Consider the following 6,169-nt stretch of genomic DNA (forward strand, 5'->3'; position numbering starts at 1 on the left):
AAAATAACAAAAAAAGCAAAAAAATAGTATATTATGCCTTTAAGATTCGCCTTTGTTTAAAGTTGTAAAGCTATTTTCACTATTTTAAAACAAAATATTTTTATGCACTTTAAAACTTCATTTATTACGTTATTATCGTTGGTGTTGTTTACGTCATTTGTTGGCGTAACAAGCTTCAATAATGATATTTGGAAAATTTTATTAAAGGTAAAATACCATTTTAAAGACAATAAGTATATACCCAAATTTGAAGCCAAACATAAGGCACTTGATCGTAAAACAGTGACCATTAGTGGGTATATGTACCCACTAGATGAAGCCAAAGAGCATCAATACTTTATGCTATCCTATTACCCTATTAAAGTTTGTTTTTTTTGTGGAGGGGCTGGCCCTGAGTCTATTATAGAAGTAAACACCCGAAAACCGATAAAATTTACCAGTAAAAAAATCACCCTTACCGGTCAATTGCGTCTCAACCCTGATGACCCTGATCGAATGTTTTTTATTTTGTTAAATGCCAGACAAAACAGGTAATTCGTGAAAACTCTGAAATAAGTATATTAAAAGTAATTATTTGGCAAATTTCATTTTCACTTATGTTAGGTAAGCTTCATAGTGCTGGCCTCTGTATTTAATTTAGGGGCGTTGTTATTTCGCGAAGCATCACCAACAAAACAGGAATAACAGGCAATGGTAAAATGTTATCCTTGCAAGTTTTTCCAGAACTCCATCTCAGCCTGAGCTCCAGTTTGTTTGTTGGCTATAAACTCCTCTATAGAGCTAAAAGTGTGTAAACAACCATGCTGCATCAAGGCTATCTGGTTGCCCATTAATAAAGCTTCTTTGATGTCATGAGTGATGAATAGCCCTGTAATTTGATATTGGGCAATCATAGACTTTAATAATTGCTGCATTTGTTGGCGAGTATCAGGGTCCAGGTTGCCAAAAGGCTCATCGAGTAATAGCAATTGAGGTTTGATGATTAAGGCACGCCCAAACGATACTCTTTGTTTTTGTCCACCCGATATTTCATAAGGCATTTTATGCGCTTCATTGGCAAGTCCTAATGCCTCTAGTAATTCCTCTGTTTTTTGTTGAATGATTTTTTTTTGTGCTTTCCCCCGGTGTTTTTGCAGTCTTAAGCCAAAAGCTACATTGTCGAACACATTCAAATGCGGAAAGAGCAGGCTTTCCTGGTATAAGTACACTATTTTTCTTTGGTGTGCTGGTACTTTGTTCATTACTTGGTCATTGACCAATATTTGCCCTTGGTTGGGTGGTTCGAGCCCGGCAAGTATTTTCAATAAAGTGGTTTTACCGCTCCCTGATTTACCCAAAATGCTTAATACTTTATTTTGAGTAAGTTGAAAACTTATGTTGTCTAAAACTATTTTATTTTGGTAAGATTTGCTTATATTTTTAACTTCTAACATCGTAATAAATTATAGCCCTATAATTGAGTACAACTTCAATCGCCAGTAATTATTCTTTGGTAAAAACCGTGTTTTTGTAATGTTTTGGTATACTGGGCACTTTGATCTTCATCACAAAAAAGCAAAAATACTTGGATTCTTTCATTTTTGATGTCAATATTACTTATTCGTCTTTTAGTACATAATAGTGATTGCCTGAAGGTTGTGATTTGATAATATGTGGAGCATTATTTTTTTATATAAAAAACTTAAAATATATACCCTCATTTTTGTATTAATCGGCGTTGCCGGGTTTCAGCCTGCGATGGCAATGTCTTATGCTCCTTTAGAAAAAAGCAGTTACATAGCCTTTCCATTGTTATTGGCAGCCTATCATCTGATGTCTTTCCTGGTGAACTTGTCTCATAGGTTGCACTTGAAGCTTGTTGGGCTTGCGGTAGCAGTTGCAGTGAGTCTTGGTCAACCCGATGAACTTATTCATTTATTTTATAACCCCAGGGCATACGCGCACGACCTGGGGCTATTTACAATGCTGGTAGTACCCGTTTTTTTGTTGTTTGGGGTACATTTTCTAAAACCTGCAACTACCAAACGGTGGCAGGATTATATGTTTTGGGCATCTATAGCTGCCTATACACTGGCAACCTCTGCCCATTATCTTGATTTTTATTCTCAGCATATTTCTATAGTGTTTATTGCTGGGGTTACTTTGTTGGTAGGGTTGCATTTGTGGAAATTTTTGTCAGAAAAAAAAACAGCATATATACTTTTTGCCCTGGGCTTTTTAATTTGGGTCAGTATTTTTATTGTGAATATTATTGCCCAGGTACATTATTATGAAATACCCCTTATGTTGGTATTGATGTTTTTTTCGGGAGCACTGTTTAAACAGCAACAGGTACAGGAGCGTTTGCTTTATCTTCAGCAAAACAGCGATTTGCAACAACAGGTACACACGCAACAACAAACCATTCATCAACAGCAAGAAGCTATTCATGAAAAAGACAAAATTATAAGGGTAAAAGAAAAACGTTTGCAAACCAATAAATCTATTTTGGAAAAAGCAGGCAGACGTCTTAAAGAGAAAGAAAGAGTATTGAAGCTCCAAAACCAGCAAATTACCAAAAGCATAGAGTATGCCCGCAATATTCAGGATGCTATTTTGCCCACCGAACAAGCACTTCAGCAATTGTTTAAAGACTATTTTGTGTTATTTAGACCCAAAGACATTGTCTCAGGCGATTTTTATTGGTGTAGTCAAGTTACCCTCGAACAGCCGTCCAATACTGCCATTGCTCGTTTTGTATACCAAACCAAAAAACAATACACCTTTTTGGCGGTAGTAGACTGTACCGGACACGGGGTGCCGGGAGCTTTTATGAGTATGATTGGGAACACTTTGCTTAACGAGATTGTCAATGAAAAAGCAGTGTATGCTCCCTCACAAATCTTAGAAACTTTACATCAAACCATTCGTGCTGATTTGAAACAGGCATACTCTGGCAATAATGACGGGATGGATATATGCCTTTGTCGATTGGAAAAACTGGAAGGAGGTAAAACAGAGGTGTTGTTTGCGGGGGCAAAACGCGACTTGTTTTGTCTACATCAACGTGAGTTGATAGTAGTGGCAGGTGATAGAAAAACGATTGGAGGCACACAAAAAGAAGAGTATCGAAGTTTTTCTCTCCAAAAAGTAGTGTTAGACCAGGGAGATAGAGTATACCTGACTACTGATGGGCTCACTGATATGGCTATGGGTGCCAAAAGCCGTAAAAGTTTTGGTACAAAACGCCTTAAATCTTTTATCGACCAGTGTGTTGATAAAAGCATAGATGAGCAGTATACATTATTGAATGGGTTAGTAGAAAAATACAAGACGGGCACCGAGCAACGCGACGATATTTTGGTGCTTGCCATAGAGTTGCAATAGCTGTGGGCCTACAAAAAACCCTTACACTTTATGAAATGTAAGGGTTTTTGGAGTATTACAGTAGAATCCCGCTAAATTAAATTCCGCCCTGGTTCAACTTGGCTCTTAGTTTTGCCAAATCGTCATCCACAGCAGAGCTTTGCTCTAGTTGTTTAAACTCATCATTCAATGAGGCAGAACCGTCGCCAGAAAGCTCAGTGAAAGCTTCTGCTTCTGCTTCTGCTTTTAAGATTTTTTCTTCAAACTTGTCAAATTTAGAGAAAGTGCTGTTTGCATCGAAGCTACCCACTTGCTTGGCAATTTTCTTTTGAGCATCCGCAGCTTCTTGTCTTGCCAACAAAGTGCTTTCTTTCATTTTAGCTTCGTTCAGTTTTGCCTTTAGAGTGTCGACCTGACCTTTCAACTTGCTTGTTGTAGCAGTTGCCTGGTCATACATCCCTTTGTATTGGTTGGCTTGTCCTTCGGCATCTGCTTTTTTGGCAAGTGCTTTACGTGCAAGGTCTTCGTTACCAGCACTCAAAGCTTGCATTGCCTTTTGCTCCCAGTTTTGAGCAGCAGTTGCATGTTGTTTATAAGAACGCTCCATTTTCTTTTCTTGTGCCATTGCTGTAGCCAGCGCAGAGGTTGCTTTAGCAATAGATTCTTGCATCTCTACTACCATCAGCTTGATCATCTTTGAAGGATCTTCTGCTTTATCGAGGGCATCGTTTACATTGGCTTTGAAAATATCGGATATTCTACCAAAAATCCCCATATATATGTGCGGTTTTAAGTTTATAAAATAAGTTTACAATTTGATTTCTTAGTGTAATATTACAAAATAATATGCAACTTCGAAAATTATCATGTTGAGTTATATTTTACTACGGGCAAACCCATATAGAGGTTATTACAGATTGTAATTCCCGTATGTTTGGACAATAACTTACACAAAATATTTTACTAAAAATAAGTGTTATGGCTTGATTAACAAGTATTTTTACCTAAAAAATTTTTTTTATCTGTTTTTCAAACTCTTGGTGCATATTTTCCCTCAAATTTTTCACCAAAAGGTACGTTTTGTTTCTATGACAAAAAAACAATGACTATCAAAGACTGGTTTGTTGTTTTTAAGGTGTTTTTATTTGTTGTGGGGTAGCCTTGTGCAGTAGATGTTTGACGAGTTAAATCTTTGACCTAAAAAGTACCCTACTTTATTGGATAGATTGGGTGTTTGAAACGCAAGAAATGGCTGTTTTTAGCTTTATGGTAGTGTGGTATTTATACCAATGTTAACGAAGTAATATCAGGCATAAAAAATAAAACCGGGCTTTGGCAGCCCGATGTTGTTTTGAGTGTGCTATTTTACCGTAAGCATGGCTGCTCCAAATACCCCAGCACTATCGCCCAGGGCAGGCTTTAAGAAAAGCGTGTCTAGTCTATGATTAAAAAGGTAAGGTTTGACTGCCTCTACTCCTTCGCTGTAAAGTGCCTCTATATTGCCCAAGCCACCCCCCAGTACTATTGCGTCAGGATCTAATATATTAATCACATTGGCAATGGCTTTGCCAAAAAAATGGGTCAAATGTTGAATCGTTTCAGTAGCGTATTGATCTGTACCTTCTTTGTGTGCTTGTACGATATCTACCATCTGCTTTTTTTGCCCGGCTACTTTAGCATAATAACGCTCAGAGGCAGGACCTGAAATCATTGTTTCTACGCAGCCCACACGACCACAATAACATTTGCCACCTGATTCATCCAGAAAATTATGCCCCCACTCTCCGGCAATTCCGTGTCGACCGGTAAGCACCTGACGATTGACTACAATGCCACCACCTACCCCCGTGCCCATAATGACCCCAAAAACAGTATTGGCTTCAGGCAGGCGTTGTTGTACTACCCCCATGTTGGCTTCTGCTATAGCAAAACAGTTGGCATCGTTTGCCATCACCATCTGTATTTGTAGGGTTTGTTCCAAATCTTTGGCAAAAGGTTTACCATTGAGGCTTACCGTGTTGCTGTTTTTTAATGTTTGTGACTCAGGGTCTATAATACCGGGTGTACCCATGCCTATTATCTCAGGCTTGTGCCCCAGTTCCTCAGCTACATCATTTACCAGTTTGCCAATTCGAGTAATTACGTGTTCATAGCCTTGTTCGCTTTCGGTAGGTATTCGTTTACGTATGATTACTTCTGGATCGTCGGCAGATTTGAGCACTGCAAGTTCTATCTTGGTACCGCCCATATCTATGCCCCAAAGTGTCTTTGCCATTTTACCAATAGGTTATTGCTTGATAAATTATGTTTATTAGTTGTAACCCAACAACATGCTGCATTGAATTATCAAATTTTAAACTAAAATCTAAATTTGCTGAAATCAAAAAAATGTTCTAAGTTTTTAGTGACATCGTTCAAAATTGAGTGCAATTAGAATACAATATTGAGTTATTGAAAGAAAATGGCGCTTAAATATTCAATATAAAGTGTAAAAGAAGAAGCTTTAAGTAGCAGCAAGTCTTGGGTGCCGATGTATATCGGTGTAATTAGCTACAAGATAAGAGCAACTTGCTTATAATTGCACCTACCCATTAGATATGTTTAATTCTGCCTTGGTACTTAAGAAATGTTTTTTTTGATCTAAAGCCAAAACAAACACTGCCCAATGGACAAGTGTTTGTTCTGTTATCACCCTTTGGATGAGCAATGAGCATATCGAAAATAATCCTTGCTAATTCCGTACTTTTTCCTTCTGTACAATATTAAGTGATGGTACTCCAGTATATCTCCCATTTCTGGTTTATCTCAAGTGATTTAAGGATAG

5 protein-coding genes are annotated in these 6,169 nt (G+C 37.8%); 2 read left to right on the forward strand and 3 right to left on the reverse strand.

Annotated features, from left to right (window positions below):
• The first annotated feature begins 102 nt into the window (after nucleotides 1-102).
• Nucleotides 103-534 (forward strand): hypothetical protein, encoded by a 432-nt coding sequence (locus Q0954_RS16115; RefSeq protein WP_299458520.1) that lies wholly within the window; start codon nucleotides 103-105, stop codon nucleotides 532-534.
• 167 nt (nucleotides 535-701) lie between these two features.
• Here the strand turns inward: Q0954_RS16115 and Q0954_RS16120 are convergent, their stop codons facing one another.
• A complete protein-coding gene (locus Q0954_RS16120) occupies nucleotides 702-1,433 on the reverse strand; it encodes an ABC transporter ATP-binding protein (protein ID WP_299458521.1) in 732 nt (243 codons plus the stop codon).
• Between the two features lie 217 nt (nucleotides 1,434-1,650).
• Here Q0954_RS16120 and Q0954_RS16125 point away from each other — a divergent pair, with 217 nt between their 5' ends.
• Nucleotides 1,651-3,366 carry a SpoIIE family protein phosphatase gene (locus Q0954_RS16125; RefSeq protein ID WP_299458522.1) on the forward strand — a complete coding sequence of 572 codons (1,716 nt, stop codon included), beginning with the start codon at nucleotides 1,651-1,653 and terminating at the stop codon, nucleotides 3,364-3,366.
• A 76-nt stretch (nucleotides 3,367-3,442) separates the two neighbouring features.
• Here Q0954_RS16125 and Q0954_RS16130 read toward each other — a convergent pair whose 3' ends face one another.
• Both Q0954_RS16130 and Q0954_RS16135 read right to left on the reverse strand, forming a co-directional pair.
• Nucleotides 3,443-4,120, reverse strand: a complete 678-nt coding sequence (locus Q0954_RS16130) for a PspA/IM30 family protein (RefSeq protein WP_299458523.1) — start codon at nucleotides 4,118-4,120, stop codon at nucleotides 3,443-3,445.
• 585 nt (nucleotides 4,121-4,705) lie between these two features.
• Nucleotides 4,706-5,620, reverse strand: coding sequence for an ROK family protein (locus tag Q0954_RS16135; RefSeq protein ID WP_299458524.1), 915 nt, complete (start codon nucleotides 5,618-5,620; stop codon nucleotides 4,706-4,708).
• Nucleotides 5,621-6,169: the final 549 nt, after the last annotated feature.

It is taken from the genome of uncultured Microscilla sp. (genome assembly GCF_947493425.1).
Taxonomy (GTDB): Bacteria; Bacteroidota; Bacteroidia; order Cytophagales; family Microscillaceae; genus Microscilla.